A 17223-nucleotide genomic window follows, 5' to 3' on the forward strand; every position below is an offset into this window, starting at 1 on the left:
GCCTCCCCGCTTGCGGTGGTAACCACAGGGGGCTGCTCAGGCTTTAGGCTGGTAGGGCTCGATGTGCACGTTTACCTGGGTGTGTTTGCCAAAGGCGGCCTTGAGGTTGTTCTCTACGTGGGTGGCGATGTCGTGAGCCTCGACAATCGACGAACGGGCATCGACCTTGATGTGCATGTCGATGATGAAGGCGTTGCCGTTCTTGCGGGTGCGCAGGTGGTGGAAAGCCTTGACGCCTGGCGTCTCTTTTACTTGCTCTTTGATGGCGGCCTCGATTTCTTTGGGGAGCGACATTTCGAGCAGCTCCTGTATGCTGGGACGGGCCAGTTTGCAGGCTACGGCTACGATAAATATTCCCACGATGACCGAGGTGATGGGGTCGAGTATGCGCCAGCGTTCGCCCAGAAACATGGCGCCCGAGATACCGATAAGGGTACCTATCGACGAAAAGGCGTCGGACCGGTGGTGCCAGCCGTTGGCAATGACGGCCGGGCTGTCGATTTTGCGCCCGATGATGATGGTATACCAGTAGAGCCCCTCTTTCACCACAATCGATACGGCGGCCATGACGAGGGCCAGGTAGGTGGGCCGCTCGATGGTGCGCCCGTTGAGTACCTCGTATATCTTTACACTGCCCGAGTAGAAGATGCCGATGGCCACGATGAAGAGGGCAAAGCTGATGAGCATGGTGGCAAAGGTCTCGAACTTGCCGTGGCCGTAGGGGTGGTCGCTGTCTTCGTTCTTGGACGAGATTTTGATGAAGATGATGACGATAAAGTCGGTCACAAAGTCGGATAGCGAGTGGATACCGTCGGCCACCATGGCGCTGCTTCGGCCCACTACGCCAGCTACGATTTTGGCAGCCGAGAGTATGAGGTTGGTAAAGAATCCTACCCACGTGACCCGGGCCGCTTTTTTCTCCCGGTCGATGTCGCTTATTTGTTCGGTCTCGTTCATTGCTATGTGATAAAAACAGTGCAAATATATAGGGTTTTGTGACAGGTTATATCGCTTTCCGGCATCACGAAGGTTAATTTATACCTGTTCTACATAGCGTTTTGTCCGATGAGGCGACGAAAATCGTCTTGGGTGTTTCAGAATTTCATCACTTTTTTGTATGTTTGTAGAGATACAAACAGGAGGAGATATGCACATCGAGTCGTTACATATACGCCGACAGCTGATTGAGCCTCATCGGGGAGCTCTGCTGGTAGCCGAGCCCTTTCTCGACGAGGGGTGTTTCCGCCGGGCTGTCATCTGTCTGGCCGAATATTCCGAAAAGGGGGCCGTGGGATTCGTGCTCAACAGCCCTACACAATACCATTTGGACGAATTGCTCGAGGGGGTGGGACACATCCCTTCGATACCGGTCTATTGCGGTGGTCCGGTGGGTACCGACCACCTGTTTTTCCTGCACGACATCGCCTCGCTGCCCGGGGCGGTCGAGGTGGCGCCGGGGTTGTTTGCCAATGGCGATTTCGACATGCTGCTCGACTTCATGCGCAGCGACGAGAGTGTGTGCCGCCACGTGAAATTCCTCATCGGTTACAGCGGCTGGTCGCCCGGCCAGCTCGACGGCGAGCTGCGGCAAGAGTCGTGGGCGGTCACCACCATGCAGTCGGCAGCCAGTTGTCTGGCGGCGACCGACGATACTTTCTGGCGCGAGACGGTGCGCAGCATGGGCGAGGGGTATCTGTTGTGGCTCAACTCGCCGCAAGAGCCGTCGCTCAATTAGTCGTTTTCTGCGGGATTGATTTTCTGGAATACGAGGGCATCGGTATAGCCGTGAGGCAGCCGCACCCAGTCGGCCAGGTGGCCGCACTCCCTGAATCCGCAGGCGCGGAAGAGCCCCAGGCTGGCCGTGTTGCACACGGCAATATGCACATAGAGCTGGTGCAGATGCAGGAATCGGAAGGCATACTCCATGAAGGTTTCGAGCGCATCGCGGCCCAACCCCTGGCGGGTGCAGGCCGGGTCGACGAGCAGTCCGATGGCGGCCCGCCGGTTGGAGGCGTCGTAGTCGAAGCAGTCGATGAGTCCCACTCGCTCGAGGCTGTCGCGCCGTACAATCATCAGTCGCAGCTGGTTGTCGCGGGCGATGTCGGCCGTGTAATTCTCAATATAGCATTTGAGCAGGTAGCGCGACAACGGCGCTACGGTGCAGCCATGCTGCCACAGCGTGGTATCGTTTTCCCAGCGGTAGAGGATGTCGAGGTCTTCGGGTTCGAGAGCCCGTAGGGCAATCTGTTTTCCTGTGAGGTAGTTCATGGCCGGGAATGAATTTCTTTGGGTGAGACAATGACTTGCGCTTGCGGGTTGTAGATGAGGAATCGGTTGCGGTCGTGGCACCCCTGTTGCACGATGTCGATAATCTGGCGATAGGTGAGCAGCCCTGAGTCGAGCACGATGTAGCGCAGGGGCGACCCTTTGTGGGGGGCCGGCAGTTGTTGCATCGACTCTATGGTTGTGGCGCGGGGAGTGCCGGGTATGAGGCCGGCTACACGATCGGACTCACGGGAGAGGATATACCATTCGCCCCGTTCGCGCTTGTCGCCCTCGCCCTGCCTGCGACGGAAGGGGCGGAGCACAATACGGTGGGCGGCGGCCAGCATGGCCCGGAAGAAAATCGAGAACTTCACCGCCAGGTAGTACCCCTTGCTGTAATGCGGGTAGTGCTTCTCGAAGAAGATGAGCATCGCCTCGTAGAAGATGCGCACGTAGCGCAGGCTCCCCTTCTTGGTGCTCTCGCCCTTGTAGTGGATGATGGGTGTGGGCACGTAGTAGTTGTGGTATCCCGCCAGTACCAGCCGGTAGGAGAGGTCGATGTCCTCGCCATACATGAAGAAGCTCTCGTCGAGCAATCCGCTCTTGTCGAGCGTGGTCCGGCGCATGAACATGAAGGCCCCCGACAGGATGTCGATTTGGTGACATTCGTCGGGCGAGAGGTATTTCAGGTGATAGCGGCCGAAGAGGCGCGAATGGGGGAAGAGGGCCGACAGCCCGAAAATCTTGCAGAACGAGACCCACGGCGTGGGGAATCCCCGTTTCGACTCGGGCAAGAAACGGCCGTTGCCGTCGAGCATCTTCACCCCCACACCGCCGGCATCGGGGTGCGAGTCCATGAACTGGCACACCTCGTGCAGCGTATCTTCGGCAACGACGGTATCGGGGTTGAGCAGCAGGACGTACTGTCCCGTAGCCAGCTCCATGGCCTGGTTGTTGGCCCGGGCGAATCCCACGTTTTCGGTATTGGCGATGAATCGCACCTCGGGGAATCGGGGGGCGAGGTAGTCGAGCGAGTCGTCCTGCGAGTGGTTGTCGACCACGAAGATTTCGGCCTCCATGGGGTGAGCCGTCAGGGCAGCCCGTACCGACCGGAGCGCCTGCTCCAGAAAGTATTTCACCCGGTAGTTGACGATGACGATGCTGATTTTTACCACAGAATGCGACTCCTCTATTTTATATAATGTATAACGATACCCCGCCCGAAATAGTGTGCGCTATCCCTTGAAACTTTCGCTGAAGAGCGTGCGGTTGAGAATGGAGCGGCCCAGTGTGATTTCGTCGGTATACTCCAGTTCGCCGCCCACCGAGACACCCCGGGCGATGATGGTGATTTTCACGTCGAAGGGGGCCAGTTTGCGGAAGATGTAGAAGTTGGTCGTGTCGCCCTCCATCGTGGCGCTCAGGGCCAGAATCACCTCCTTGATGCCGCCGGCCGCCACACGGTCGACCAGACTCTCGATTTCGAGGTCGGCCGGCCCGATGCCGTCCATGGGCGAGATGACACCCCCCAGCACATGGTATAGCCCGTGGAACTGACGGGTATTTTCGACCACCATCACCTCCTTTACATTCTCGACCACGCATATCGTCGAGGCGTCGCGCGACGGGTCGCTGCAGATGGCGCAGGTATCGGTGTCCGATATGTTGTGGCACACGTGGCAGTGCTTGATCTCCTTGCACAGCTTGATGATGGTATTCCCGAATTTCTCGGCCTCGCCCTCCTCCTGCCGCAGCAGGTAGAGCACCAGGCGCAGCGCCGTTTTGCGGCCGATGCCCGGCAGTTTGGCAAACTCGCTCACTGCATTTTCGAGCAGAACCGAAGAGTATTGTTGATCCATACGAATAGTTTCCCTTTCGCGGCTCCCGACGAGGTGCGGCACTTCCGCCCCTCCGCAAAGCCGTGGTGCAAAGATAGTGAAAGGTGAGAGCAGAAAGCCAAGTTTACTTGAGCTTTTTGCCGAACCGACTCCTATTTTCGCAGTATGCAAAGATAGTGAAAGTCGAAAGCAGAAAAACAAGCTCGCTTGATTTTTATGCTGAGACGTATCCTTTCTTCTGAAAAGATAGTGAAAGGCGAGGGGAGAATAAAATATCGAAACTTGTTTCAGATATTTTTTATCCCGAGACGCATCCTGTCTTATGTAAAGATAGTGAAAGGTGAGGGGAAAAGGCAAACGGGAAAAGTTGTTTTTCAACTTTATCGATGCCCTTTCTACTGGACCCCGCGTCGCAGCGCGGGGTGACACGCGGTCATACCGCACCCCGATGCGGTATCCAGGAAAAGCTCGGGCAGGAGTGTCCGCAAAATACATTTCCTTTTACGTCTCTCTCTGGACCCCGCGTCGCAGCGCGGGGTGACGCGCAGTCATTCCGCACCCCGATGCGGTATCCAGAAAAAACTCGGGCGGGAGAGCCCGCAAAATACATTCCTTTTTACGTTCCTCTCTGGCCCCGCGTCGCAGCGCGGGGTGACGCCCTCGGTCATACCGCACCCCGATGCGGTATCCAGAAAATGCTCGAGCGGGAGAGCCCGCAAGATACATTCCCTTTTGCGTCCCTCTCTGGACCCCGCGTCGCAGCGCGGGGTGACGCCCTCGGTCATACCGCACCCCGATGCAGTATCCAGGAAAAGCTCGGGTAGGAGAGCCCGCAAGATACATTCCTTTTACGTCCCTCTCTGGCCCGCGTCGCAGCGCGGGGTGACGCCCTCGGTCATACCGCACCTCGATGCGGTATCCAGAAAAAACTCGGGCAGGAGAGCCCGCCAAATCCATTCCTTTTACGTCCCTCTCTGGCCCCGCGTCGCAGCGCGGGGTGACGTGCAGGTCATACCGCACCCTGATGCGGTATCCAGGAAAAGCTCGGGCAGGAGTGTCCGCAAGATACATTCCTTTTACGTCCCTCTCTGGCCCCGCGTCGCAGCGCGGGGTGACGTGCAGGTCATACCGCACCCCGATGCGGTATCCAGGAAAAGATCAGGCAAGAGTGTCCGCCAAATCTATTCCTTTTTACGTTCCTCTCTGGACCCCGCGTCGCAGCGCGGGGTGACGTGCAGTCATACCGCACTTGATGCGGTATCCACCCGGTATGCAGTACGGTGGGTTGAGCAAAGAAATAGCGTACGATAATTTATTTATAATAGAGTGTCTTATTAAGACATTTTCGTATTTTTGTATTTAGAGTGAATGGTTTTGACTAAGGAATTAAAAAGTAATTTTTGCCATGTTTACAAAATATATTCTTGAAAATAAAGAGTTGTCGACAGCTTCTGTTGAGCTTCGCAATCTTAAATTTATAAAAACATTTACTGTTGAAGAATTTAAAGCCAGTTTCGGGTGTAATAAAATAGATGTAAAGAAACATCCTCGAGGATTTCTTTATTTTTCATTTAGTAAGATTATGGGATTTGTTGTTGTTCATGGGATTCCTAATAATCCTCGAATTTCACTTGTAGTAGATGAGTTTGGTATCCCTTATTATATACTCCACGAAGATGGAGATATTCGAGACCATTATATAATTAACTTGGACGCAGATGTCTCTGTTGAGGAAGCCAGCGAAATTTGCCGTCATAATGTTTCTCAGGATTACGTAAGAGAAAAGATTGATGAAGAAAAAATATTAGTATCTCGGTCGAAATATGAGATTAAAGAGGATGATAGGTTTTTGATACCATTTATTCAAAAAACAAAAATAGGTTTTATGAATAAGGAGGCGGAGATTGTTATTCCTGCGTTGTATCAATTTGTTCTTGATGACTTTCATAATGAACAATCTTTAGTTCGAGTAGGTGAACCTTATACTGTTGCTTTTGAACGTAAAAGTTCGGCTCCGAGGGTATATGCCTATGAAAGGTATGGCTTACTTAAGGCTAATGGAGAACTGCTTTTCCCAATGGAGTATGAGGATATTGCTATGCCAATCTACTCAAATCGCATTGTGCTTCATTCTTACAATAAGGGGTATGCGGTAATAGATTTTAGAGGAAATTTTATTGTACCATTTGGTAAATATAATTACATTGATGGATATGATACGGGTTTTGCTCGTATAAAACTGGGACGCAGTTCTAATGGTTGTCAAGAGTCGAATAATCAGTGGGGGATAATTGATGAAAATGGGAATGAGGTTTTGAAACCTATTTATAAGAATATCTGGAACTTTTATAATAAATCTTTATCATATACTCGTGTTGAGTCTGATGACCAGATTTTTGAATTCCATTTCTTTACACGGCAGTTGATGCCCAATGGCTACCAAAAAGTTAAAGAGAGGGACATTCAGAGGGGGTTAGATAATTATAGAGAGTCTACGTATAATGAATATAATGGTTCTTATGCTCAAGATGTGATGGGATATAGTGATCAGGATATTGATGATGCGTTTGATGGAGACCCAGAGGCATATTGGAATATTGATTAAAGTTTATGAGAGTGTGTTATATGAAAGTAATTCTTATAAAGGGGAACTTAAATTGTTACCATTTTGACGGTAAGCTCTTTATATAAGCCTTTAACAAAGGTGCTTTAGGAAATCCGGAAAAAATCTGTATATTTGTCCTCCCTGAACATCTGAAAAAAGAGATTGATATGGAGATAAAAAACGCCAAGTTTGTGGTGAGCAGCAGTCGGGTGCAGGATTGCCCGTCGCATCGGTTGCCCGAGTATGCCTTTATCGGACGCTCCAACGTGGGGAAGTCGTCGCTCATCAACATGCTCACCCGGCAGAAGGGGTTGGCCATGACCTCGGCCACGCCGGGAAAGACGATGCTCATCAACCACTTTCTCATCGACAACAGCTGGTATCTGGTCGACCTGCCCGGCTACGGCTATGCCCGCCGGGGCAAGGAGAGCCGCGAGGCACTGCGCAAGATGATCGAGGGGTATGCCCTCCATCGTCAGGAGCTCACCTGCCTGTTTGTGCTGCTCGACTGTCGTCACAAGCCGCAACAGATAGACCTCGACTTCATACACTGGTTGGGCGAGAACGGCGTGCCCTTTGCCCTGGTCTTCACCAAGACCGACAAGGTGGGGCCCGTGGCCCTCAAGTCGGCCATCGAGCACTATAAACAGGTGTTGCTCGAGACGTGGGAGGAGCTGCCCCCGGTCTTCGCTACTTCGTCGGAGCGGGGGAGCGGGCGCGACGAACTGCTCGACTATATCGACCAGGTGAACCGGAGCCTGAAGGAGGCGGCCGATGCCGATTGAAATCGGTGAAGAATCCAAATCAAAACGCAACGTTTTTCGAGTAAGGAAGGAACAAGAACTATGAAAAACACTGCGGGGGAAGCCATAGCGGCGGGGGCGCAAAGCCCCTGAGAGCGTCCAACAGCAATACAAAAAAGGGAGACCGAAATCTCCCTACGATTAATTAATTTTGTATTGCCATGTCAAATCAACTAATCGAAGCCCAAAGATATGAAATATATCTTGGTCTGAAAAGGAAATGGAGCCGTTCTCGCATAGCAGAGGAAATAGGAGTATCAAAATCGACAGTCAGTCGGGAAATCAGGCGCAACTCAAAGCCGGAAGGAGAGTATATATGGAAATATGCTCAGAGGCAGTGTGATAGCCGCAAGCACGGATTTAAGGGCCATCACAGGAAACCGGAAGATCTATGGTGGCGAATTGAGCGCATGATCGAAGAGGAGGAATGGTCTCCGGCCCAGATAGCGGGAGTACTCAGGAAAGAAGGTATCCACATCGCCAAGCAGACCATCTACAACCATGTCCATGCCGATACGACCGGGAAACTGGCTCTGCATATGCCTCATGGGCTCAAATACAAAAAGCGAGGCAAAATCCTGTGTCCGACAAAAGCGACCAATATACCCAACCGCACAAGCATACACGAGCGCCCCAAGGAGGCAGACGGAACCCGATTCGGCGATTGGGAAATGGACACCATCATCGACTCCTGCGGTCATGCCATCGTCACCCTAACCGAACGTTCGACCAATTTCATACTCATGGAAAAGTTGCCTCAGGGACGGAAAGCCCTACCGACGGCCCGGGCGGTCATCCGACTGCTGTTCCCATATAGGCAAACGATACATACGATTACCACCGACAACGGTTGTGAATTTGCAGCACATCAGGAGATAACCAAACAACTCAGCCTCAAAGGTAGGCCGCCAGTTAAGGTTTATTTTACGGATGCTTATTCAGCCTGGCAGAAAGGAGCCATTGAGAATGCAAACAAGCTTATTCGGAAATATATCCCAAAAAAGGCCAACTTTCAGGATTTCTCCGACTGGAAAATCAAAGAGATACAAAAGAAATTGAATCGAAGACCTCGGGAAAAACTTAATTTTGATTCGCCCAAATACAGATTCTTCATAAACGTTTTGTAGTTTTGCATTTGCTGTTGGACTCTACCCCGATTGAAATCGGAGGCGGGCGGCTCTTTTTCGGCGGGAGTTCTTTTGTTTCTCCCGATTTGATTCGTATCTTTGTATACCCAAGAGGGAAGATGTACCCTTGAGGCGGACTGTCGGGCAACCGGCACCGCATGTTTGAGTTTTTAATAGAGAAGATATGTGTAAAAAAGATACCTTTATGCGCGAGGCCATAGCCCTTTCGCTCGACAATATCGACCACGGCGGCGGTCCCTTCGGAGCCGTAATCGTGAAGGATGGCCGGATAATCGCCCGGGGCGCCAACCGGGTGACGGCCTCGAACGACCCTACGGCTCATGCCGAGGTGAATGCCATTCGCGAGGCGGCCCGCGTGCTGGGTACCTTCGACCTGAGCGGGTGCGAGATATACACCTCGTGCGAGCCCTGCCCCATGTGTCTGGGGGCCATCTATTGGGCGCACCTCGACAAGGTCTATTACGGCAACACCAAGGCCGATGCCAAGGCTATCGGGTTCGACGACTCGTTCATCTACGACGAGCTGGCCCTGCCGATGGACGAGCGGCACTTGAAGGCCATCCCCCTCATGCACGACGAGGCTATCAAGGCTTTCGAGAAGTGGGAGAACAAAAGCGACAAAATAGAATATTAACCGATATAACGAACCACCGGGGGTGCGCAGCACCTCCTTTTTTTGAATAGAAACGTATGGCAAACTGGTTTGAATGCAGAGTCAAATATGACAAGATGCTGGAAAACGGCATGCAGAAGAAAGTAACGGAACCCTATCTGGTCGATGCCCTCTCCTTTACCGAGGCCGAGGCGCGCATCATCGAAGAGGTGTCGCCCTTTATCTCGGGCGAGTTTTCGGTGTCGGCCGTGAAGCGGGCCAACTTCAGCGAGCTCTTCTTCGACGAGACGGGCGACCGCTGGTACAAGTGTAAAATCAATTTCATCACCCTCGACGAGAAGAGCGGCATGGAGAAACGCACCGCATCGTACATGCTGGTGCAGGCTGCCGACTTTGAGACCGCACTCAAGAATCTGAATGCCGGCATGAAGGGCACCATGGCCGACTGGGTAATCGTGTCGATTGCCGAGACCCCGCTCATGGATGTCTATCCGTTTAATCCCGAAGGCAAGACGCAGGAGGAGGACCGACCGAAAGAGTGATGAACGAAATCGCGCAACATATAGCCAACATACGACAGGAGCTGCCGGCGGGTACCCGCCTGGTGGCCGTGTCGAAGTTTCACCCCGCCGAGGCCCTGATGGAGGCCTACGAGTCGGGGCAACGCATCTTTGGCGAGAGCCGGGTGCAGGAGCTCGTGGGCAAGTACGAGGCGCTGCCCAAGGATATCGAGTGGCACTTCATAGGCCACCTGCAAACCAACAAGGTGAAATATATCGTCCCCTTCATCTCCCTCATTCACAGTGTCGACAGCGAGAAGCTGCTGGGCGTGATCGACAGCGAGGCAGCCAAGTGTGGCCGGGTGGTCGATTGTCTGCTCGAGATACATGTGGCCCGCGAGGAGAGCAAGTATGGATTCACCCCCGAGTCGTGCCGCGAGTGGCTGAGCGGGAAGCCCCTGGAGCGGTATCCGCATGTGCGGGTGTGCGGTCTCATGGGTATGGCCACGCTCACCGACGACGAGGCCGAGGTAGACCGGGAGTTCGGCGAGCTGAAGAGTCTGTTTGACGAACTGAGGGCCTCGGGTACGGTCGACGCTGCAGCCTTTACCGAGCTGTCGATGGGTATGTCGCATGACTACCGGTTGGCTCTGCGGCATGGCAGTACGCTGGTGCGCATAGGTACTTCGATATTCGGCGAGCGGGTCTATTGAGCAGGCCCGCTCGTCTGCTTGAAAGAGCGTTTGATCATGAAATTTATGTTTAAGAACATATATTTGTTGTGTTCGTAGCTGAATAATAAGCATTACTTTTGTCCTTAATTTTAAGTTTTCCAGAAAAACAGAAGGCCGAAAAAGAATTCACGTGAATAGACACACACATATATCAATAGAGACATTTATATTATTCTAAATACATTAAAATTAAAATCTTATAAAATGAGTACAGATCAGAAAAACAAGGGGAAAATTATTGCCATTATCGCAATGATGTTCCTGTTTGCAATGATTGCTTTCGTCACCAATCTGGCGGCACCGTTTGGACTTATCTGGGGTAACCAGTATTCGTGGGCCGGCATGATGGGTAACATGATGAACTTTTTGGCCTATCTGTTTATGGGTGTACCTGCGGGTACGATGCTGGTGAAAATCGGTTACAAGAAAACAGCTCTTACGGCTATGGCCGTAGGTTTCGTGGGCCTCTTTATTCAGTATTTGTCGAGTGTTGTGGGTGCCGATACGGCTCTCTTCTCCGTAGGGGGACAAGAGGTGTATCTGAACCTGATTATCTATCTGTTGGGTGCCTTCATCTGCGGTTTCTGCGTATGTATGCTCAACACCGTGGTAAACCCCATGCTGAACCTGCTCGGTGGTGGCGGTAACAAAGGTAACCAGTTGATTCAAACCGGTGGTACCCTCAACTCGCTGGCCGCTACGCTTACCCCGCTTTTCGTGGGTGTGCTCATCGGTTCGGTAACCGACAAGACCGCCATGAGCGACGTGACTCCGCTGCTCTTCATCGCCATGGCCGTGTTTGCCGTTTCGTTCATTATCATCTCGGCGATTGCCATCCCTGAACCTCACCTGGCCAAGAAGGGTGAGCCCCAAGAGAAATTCGAGCATAGCCCGCTGGCCTTCCGTCACACGTTGCTGGGTGTGATTGCCATCTTCCTCTATGTAGGTATCGAGGTAGGTATCCCCGCTCAGTTGAACTTCTTCATGGCCGATACGAGTGCCAAGGGTGCCGGTATTCTGGTGAACGGGGCCGCCATCGGTGGTGCCATCGTGGCCATCTACTGGTTGCTGATGCTGGTAGGCCGTTTCTTGAGTAGCTTGATCAGCGGCAAGGTTTCGACCCGCGCTCAGTTGATAGCCGTTTCGTCGGTAGCCATTGTCCTCACGTTGATTGCCATCTTCACGCCCAAAACCGTAGGTTTCGATGTACCGAAGTTTGTATACGACCCGGCCAAAAAGACCGTCGAGCTTCTGGAGAATGCCGGTATCCCGGCTGCCGAGGCCGAGGCTTTCGTGGCCAATCCCTCTGCCGAATTCCTGGAGCAAAATGCCGCAGCCTTGGCTACGGAGAAGATGACTCCCGAGTCGGTGATGAAATCGCTCGAAACGCCCAAGGTTCCCCTGAGTGCCCTCTTCCTGGTACTCTGCGGTCTGTGCACCTCGGTGATGTGGGGTGGTATCTTCAACCTCGCAGTCGAAGGTCTGGGCAAATACACGGCCAAGGCTTCGGGTATCTTCATGGCCATGGTAGTGGGTGGCGGTGTGATGCCGTTTATCCAGAACATGCTCTCGGGTAGCTTCGGCTATCTGGCCAGCTATTGGCTGGTAATCGCCATGTTGGTTTACCTGCTGTACTACGGCTTGATCGGTTGCAAGAATGTCAATACCGATATTCCTACCGAAGATTGATCGACTATTTGTCTATCGCATAAATATATAGATAAAAGAGAGTGGGGCCGGAGCCTCGCTCTCTTTTTCTTTTTGAGAACTTTTGTCTGTTTTTGTAGGTTTATACTCGCGAATTGTATTATTTTTGTAAAAAAAATTCCATGAACGATACGAGCTTGTTGAACAGAGCGGCTGACAATATAAGAGTATTGACGGCAGCAATGGTTGAAAAGGCCAAATCGGGACACCCCGGCGGAGCCATGGGTGGTGCCGATTTTACCAATGTGTTGTATTCCGAGTTTCTGGTGTATGATCCTGAGGATCCGCAATGGATCAATCGGGACCGTTTCTTCCTGGATCCCGGGCACATGTCCCCTATGTTGTACAGCGTGCTGGCGATGGCGGGTTTCTATACGATGGACGATTTGAAATCGTTCCGCCAGTGGGGCAGCATTACGCCGGGGCACCCCGAAGTCGATGTGAAACATGGTATCGAAAATACCTCGGGTCCGCTGGGGCAGGGGCACACGATGGCTGTGGGCGCAGCGATTGCCGAGCGCTTCATGGCTGCTCGTTTCGGCGAGTGGTGCAGCCATAAGATCTATGCGTTTATCTCCGACGGTGGTATACAGGAAGAGATTTCGCAGGGAGCCGGTCGTGTAGCCGGGTTCCTGGGGTTGCACAACCTGATTATGTTTTTCGACAGCAACGACGTGCAGCTCTCGACCGATACCGATGCGGTGACCGACGAAGATACGGCTGCCAAATATCGGGCGTGGAACTGGAATGTCATCGAGATAGACGGGTGCGACCCTGCGGCCATTCGCGATGCCTTGGCTCTGGCCAACCGCGAGACCGAACGCCCCACGCTCATCATTGGCAAGACCATCATGGGCCGTGGCTGCGTGACGGCTACAGGCGAGAAGTTCGAAGGTAAATATTCTACGCACGGGCAACCCTTGAGCAAATCGGGCGCTTCGTACGAAAAGACGGTTGAAAATTTGGGCGGAAACGTAGAGAATCCGTTCGTGATATTCCCCGAGGTAGCCGACCTGTATGCCCGTCGGGCCGAGGAGCTGAAAAAGATTGTGGCCGAGCGCAAGGCCGTGCAGGCCGCCTGGGAGAAGGAGAATCCCGAACTGGCTGCCGAGTTGCACGACTTCTATGCCGGCAAATTGCCCGAACTCGATTTCGCTTCGATTGAGTACAAGCCCAATGTGGCTACCCGTACGGCTTCGGCCAACGTGCTCTCCTATCTGGGCGAGCGGGTGAAAAACATGGTGGTTTCGTCGGCCGACCTGGCCAACTCGGACAAGACCGAGGCCTTCTTGAAGAAGACCGGTGCTTTCTCGAAAGGAAATTTCAAAGGTGCCTTCCTGCACGCCGGTGTAGCCGAGCTCACCATGGCTTCGATTATGAACGGCATTTTGCTGCACGGCGGCATGCAGGCCGCTTGCGGTACCTTCTTTGTATTCTCGGACTATATGAAACCTGCCGTGCGCATGGCTGCCCTGATGGAGCTGCCGGTGAAGTATGTGTGGACACACGACGCATTCCGGGTGGGCGAAGATGGTCCTACTCACGAGCCCGTAGAGCAAGAGGCACAAATCCGGCTTTTGGAACAGCTGAAAAACCACAGCGGAAAGAACAGCGTATTGGTGTTGCGCCCGGCCGACAGTGCCGAGACGTTGGTCGCCTGGAAGCTGGCGATGGAGAACAACGATACGCCTACGGCCTTGATTCTGTCGCGGCAGGATGTGCCCGACCTGCCTTCGGCTACGGGCAACCGTTATGCCGATGCCTTGCAGGCCGAGAAGGGCGCCTATGTGTTGATGCGCGACGAGAACCCCGATGTGGTGCTGGTTGCCAACGGTTCAGAGGTGTCGACTCTGGTCGGTGCGAGCGAGATACTGCACGGTCAGGGAGTAAAAGTACAAATCGTATCGGTGCCCTCGATCGGGCTCTTCCTCGACCAGCCGCAGTCGTATCGCGAGGCTGTAATCCCTGCCGGCTTGCCCGTATTCGGGTTGACGGCCGGTTTGCCCTCGACGCTGTTGCCGGTTGTGGGTACAGGTGGTAAGATTTACGGGCTGGACCGCTTCGGTTATTCGGCTCCCTATAAGGTGCTCGACGAGAAATTGGGCTTTACACCCGATCATATTGCGCACGAAATAGCTTCATACATTGGTAAATAAAGGTTGAAACTATTGCCATATTTGACCGAAATCGCTTCTCTGGAATACGGAGAAGCGATTTTCTTGTAAATTTAAATAAAAATTGTTTGCTGAGTAAAAAAAAACGTGTACCTTTATCCGAAAATTTAGTTGGGTCTATGACGCAATCTGCTCTATTCCTTGAAAGAAGAGGGTCGGATTGCCGATATTAAAGTAGTTTTAATTAAAAAAAGGAAAAAGTATGAAGAAGACTGTATTTGCGGTTTTGCTTATGGCTACTGGAGTAGCAACGCCGGCAATGCTTGCAGCAGCTCCCCAGGAGGAAGCTAAAACAGAATCTTCCAAAGAGATTGTCTTGAATAGCTTTAAGGACAATTGGATGATTTCGCTTGAGGGCGGAGCCGATTTTAGCTTGGGACGTTTTGATAGTAATGCCTCTTTTGGCAAACGTATCGCCCCTGTGTTTGGACTGAATGTTGAGAAATGGTTCTCACCTATTATCGGCTTGCGTTTGGGCGCCGATTATTACGGAATCAAAGGTGCCGCTTTGTGGGGGCATGGGGTTAGCAATGAAATGCTCGACAACACCTATTATAAACAATCGTATGGCCTTATTGTTCCCGGTCTCGATGTGATGGGTGACTTGGCGAGTCTGTTCTGTGGTTATCGCGAACGCGTTTATTCGCCTATCCTGTACGTCGGTATGAGTGTCCCTGTAGGCATATCGGGCGAAGGTGATATTCCCAGTTGGGCCAACATGGGTATGCGTGGTGGTTTGCTCAACCGCTTCCGCTTGAGCGATGCTTGGGCCATCAACCTCGATTTGCGTTTCGACGTATTGGAAACGACCGTTTCTAATGAAGGAAATCACGGCAAAGCGTTTTCGGCTTTGGTAGGTGTAACCTACAAATTCAAAGATCGTGGATGGAAGTCGCCCGAGATTCCTGTTGTAGCACCGGTTGTAGGCAAATATAGCGATGCCGAAGGCGATGCTCTGGTAGCTCAGTTGCGCGATGCCAACCGCAAGATTGCCAACCTCGAGCAACAATTGGCCGAGTGCAAGAATCGTCCGGCCGAGAAAGTGGTTGAAGAACCTGCTCCCGTAGTTACGGTTTACTACAACATCAACAGCTCGGAACTGCAATCGAAAGACCGCGTAGTGTTGAGAGCCGTAGCGAAAGCCATCAAGGCTAACGAAGGCAAGAAATATGTCATCACCGGTTATGCCGACAGCGAAACGGGTACGGCTGCCTTCAATGCCAAACTGCGCAAGGCTCGTGCCGAAAGAGTTTACGATGCTTTGGTTTCTTACGGTGTAAATCCCGACCAACTGGAGCAAAAGACCAGCGATGCCAAACTCGATCGCTTCGGTTCTTATATCCTCGACCGTGCCGCTACTATTTCGCCGGCTGAGTAATTACTGCACAAGAGAACAAAACACAATAGGGGGAGAGGTTGCTGAATGGCAGCCTCTCTCTTTTTTTGTTTCTCCTTGAGAGAGGCTCTCCCGGTTGAATGGAGTGTCTCGCAAAGCCCCGTCGGGTGGGAGAAGGGGATGAAAATCGAGAGAACAGAGAGAGTTGAAAGAATGTTAAAATCGGATGTAAACTCCACAATCTCACTATAAATTGCAAAGTCGGCTTGCCAAAATAGTCGGGTTTTATTATCTTTGCCCCCTGTTTAAGAGAGAAGCCGTGGAATCGTTTTATAGAACACACAAGTATCTCGTTGAGCATGTCGAGTCGCCGGTCAAACGCGACTTGATGTATCAAATCAACAAAAACAGCCGTCTGGTAGGCATCAAGGGCAGTCGGGGAGTGGGCAAGACCACCTTTCTGTTGCAGTATGCCAAGGAAAATTACGGCTTGGACCGGTCGTGCCTGTATATCAATCTCAATAACCTATACTTTACGGAGCATACGTTGAGGGAGTTTGCCGAGCGCTTTTACAGTCAGGGCGGCCGGGTGCTGCTCATCGACCAGGTGTTCAAGTATCCCGGATGGTCCGAAGAGCTGAAATACTGCTACGATACTTTCCCCGAGTTGAAGATTATCTTCTCCGGTTCGTCGGTGATGCGGTTGAAAGAGGAGAATCCCGTGCTGGCCGGCCTGGTCGACTCGTACAACCTGCGGGGCTTCTCGTTCAGAGAGTATCTGAATCTGATGGCTTCGACCCGGTTCCCCGCCTACACGCTCGACGACATCATGGCCCATCACAAGACGATAGCTCAAGAGATTTGCAGTCAGGTCAATCCGCTCGATTACTTCCCCGGCTATCTGCACCACGGTTACTATCCGTTCTTCCTCGATAAGACCAACTTCTCGGAAAATCTGGTGAAGAACATCAACATGATTATGGAGGTCGATATACTCCTGATCAAGCAGATAGAGTTGTCGTATCTGCCCAAGGTGCGGCGGCTCATGTACCTGCTCTCGGTGCAGTCGCCGGCGCCCACCAATGTGAGTCAGTTGAGCAAGGACATACAGATTTCGCGGGCCACGGTGATGAACTACATCAAGAGCCTGAAGGATGCCCGGCTCATCAACATGCTCTATCGCGATGGCGAAGAGTTTCCCAAGAAGCCGGCCATGGTCTATATGCACAATACCAACATCATATATTCCAACCGCTCGGTCGAAGTCAACGACCAGGCCGTGCGCGAGACCTTCTTTTACAACACGTTGCACAAGGACCACCGGTTGAACATGGGCAGCAAGAACGCGCAGTTCCTGGTCAATCGCGAGCAGTTGTTCCGTGTCCAGGGCAATGTGCCCCGCAGCCGCATCAATCCCAATTTCTATTATGCCATAGACAATATGAAGATTGGAAGCGAAAACTTGATACCTTTGTGGCTGTTTGGGTTTGTATATTGATA

15 protein-coding genes are annotated in these 17223 nt (G+C 52.3%); 11 read left to right on the forward strand and 4 right to left on the reverse strand.

The window, feature by feature from the left end; translation table 11 throughout:
• Positions 1 to 36: 36 nt before the first annotated feature.
• Positions 37 to 957, reverse strand: a complete 921-nt coding sequence (locus ABGT88_RS03610; protein WP_346700495.1) for a cation diffusion facilitator family transporter — start codon at positions 955 to 957, stop codon at positions 37 to 39.
• A 190-nt stretch (positions 958 to 1147) separates the two neighbouring features.
• Between ABGT88_RS03610 and ABGT88_RS03615 the strand changes: the two genes are divergently transcribed.
• The gene (locus ABGT88_RS03615) at positions 1148 to 1735 is read left to right on the forward strand and encodes a YqgE/AlgH family protein (protein ID WP_158096865.1); all 588 of its coding nucleotides are present in this window, start codon (positions 1148 to 1150) and stop codon (positions 1733 to 1735) included.
• Here ABGT88_RS03615 and ABGT88_RS03620 read toward each other — a convergent pair.
• From ABGT88_RS03620 to recR, 3 genes are read right to left on the reverse strand one after another with little or no spacing between them, the layout of a single operon-like run.
• Positions 1732 to 2268 (reverse strand): GNAT family N-acetyltransferase, encoded by a 537-nt coding sequence (locus ABGT88_RS03620; protein ID WP_087409031.1) that lies wholly within the window; start codon positions 2266 to 2268, stop codon positions 1732 to 1734. The genes ABGT88_RS03615 and ABGT88_RS03620 overlap by 4 nt on opposite strands.
• Complete coding sequence (locus tag ABGT88_RS03625) at positions 2265 to 3440, reverse strand: glycosyltransferase family 2 protein (RefSeq protein ID WP_346700497.1); 1176 nt, start codon at positions 3438 to 3440, stop codon at positions 2265 to 2267. Before ABGT88_RS03625 ends, ABGT88_RS03620 begins: the two co-directional genes overlap by 4 nt.
• Positions 3441 to 3500: 60 nt before the next feature.
• Positions 3501 to 4124: a recombination mediator RecR gene (gene recR, locus ABGT88_RS03630; protein ID WP_087409033.1), complete on the reverse strand. Its 624-nt coding sequence runs from the start codon at positions 4122 to 4124 to the stop codon at positions 3501 to 3503.
• A 1384-nt stretch (positions 4125 to 5508) separates the two neighbouring features.
• Here recR and ABGT88_RS03635 point away from each other — a divergent pair.
• From ABGT88_RS03635 to ABGT88_RS03680, 10 genes are all read left to right on the forward strand, one after another.
• Entirely contained in the window at positions 5509 to 6708 is a 1200-nt protein-coding gene (locus tag ABGT88_RS03635; protein WP_346700499.1) for a WG repeat-containing protein, read from the forward strand.
• A 167-nt stretch (positions 6709 to 6875) separates the two neighbouring features.
• The gene (gene yihA / locus ABGT88_RS03640) at positions 6876 to 7493 is read left to right on the forward strand and encodes a ribosome biogenesis GTP-binding protein YihA/YsxC (RefSeq protein ID WP_258326648.1); all 618 of its coding nucleotides are present in this window, start codon (positions 6876 to 6878) and stop codon (positions 7491 to 7493) included.
• A 179-nt stretch (positions 7494 to 7672) separates the two neighbouring features.
• A complete protein-coding gene (locus tag ABGT88_RS03645; RefSeq protein ID WP_346699950.1) occupies positions 7673 to 8638 on the forward strand; it encodes an IS30 family transposase in 966 nt (321 codons plus the stop codon).
• A gap of 184 nt (positions 8639 to 8822) precedes the next feature.
• Positions 8823 to 9293: a nucleoside deaminase gene (locus ABGT88_RS03650; RefSeq protein WP_258326647.1), complete on the forward strand. Its 471-nt coding sequence runs from the start codon at positions 8823 to 8825 to the stop codon at positions 9291 to 9293.
• A gap of 56 nt (positions 9294 to 9349) precedes the next feature.
• Complete coding sequence (locus ABGT88_RS03655) at positions 9350 to 9814, forward strand: DUF4494 domain-containing protein (RefSeq protein ID WP_087408274.1); 465 nt, start codon at positions 9350 to 9352, stop codon at positions 9812 to 9814.
• The gene (locus ABGT88_RS03660) at positions 9814 to 10485 is read left to right on the forward strand and encodes a YggS family pyridoxal phosphate-dependent enzyme (protein WP_346700502.1); all 672 of its coding nucleotides are present in this window, start codon (positions 9814 to 9816) and stop codon (positions 10483 to 10485) included. Before ABGT88_RS03655 ends, ABGT88_RS03660 begins: the two co-directional genes overlap by 1 nt.
• Before the next feature lie 225 nt (positions 10486 to 10710).
• Positions 10711 to 12195: an MFS transporter gene (locus ABGT88_RS03665; protein ID WP_298663600.1), complete on the forward strand. Its 1485-nt coding sequence runs from the start codon at positions 10711 to 10713 to the stop codon at positions 12193 to 12195.
• 140 nt (positions 12196 to 12335) lie between these two features.
• The gene (locus ABGT88_RS03670) at positions 12336 to 14369 is read left to right on the forward strand and encodes a transketolase (protein WP_346700504.1); all 2034 of its coding nucleotides are present in this window, start codon (positions 12336 to 12338) and stop codon (positions 14367 to 14369) included.
• Between the two features lie 220 nt (positions 14370 to 14589).
• Positions 14590 to 15765 (forward strand): OmpA family protein, encoded by a 1176-nt coding sequence (locus ABGT88_RS03675; RefSeq protein ID WP_346700506.1) that lies wholly within the window; start codon positions 14590 to 14592, stop codon positions 15763 to 15765.
• 277 nt (positions 15766 to 16042) lie between these two features.
• Complete coding sequence (locus ABGT88_RS03680) at positions 16043 to 17221, forward strand: ATP-binding protein (RefSeq protein ID WP_300130761.1); 1179 nt, start codon at positions 16043 to 16045, stop codon at positions 17219 to 17221.
• The last annotated feature ends 2 nt before the right edge of the window (positions 17222 to 17223 follow it).

Origin of the sequence: Barnesiella sp. An22, from assembly GCF_963931395.1 — a bacterium.
In the GTDB taxonomy this organism is placed as follows: Bacteria; Bacteroidota; Bacteroidia; order Bacteroidales; family Barnesiellaceae; genus Barnesiella; species Barnesiella merdigallinarum.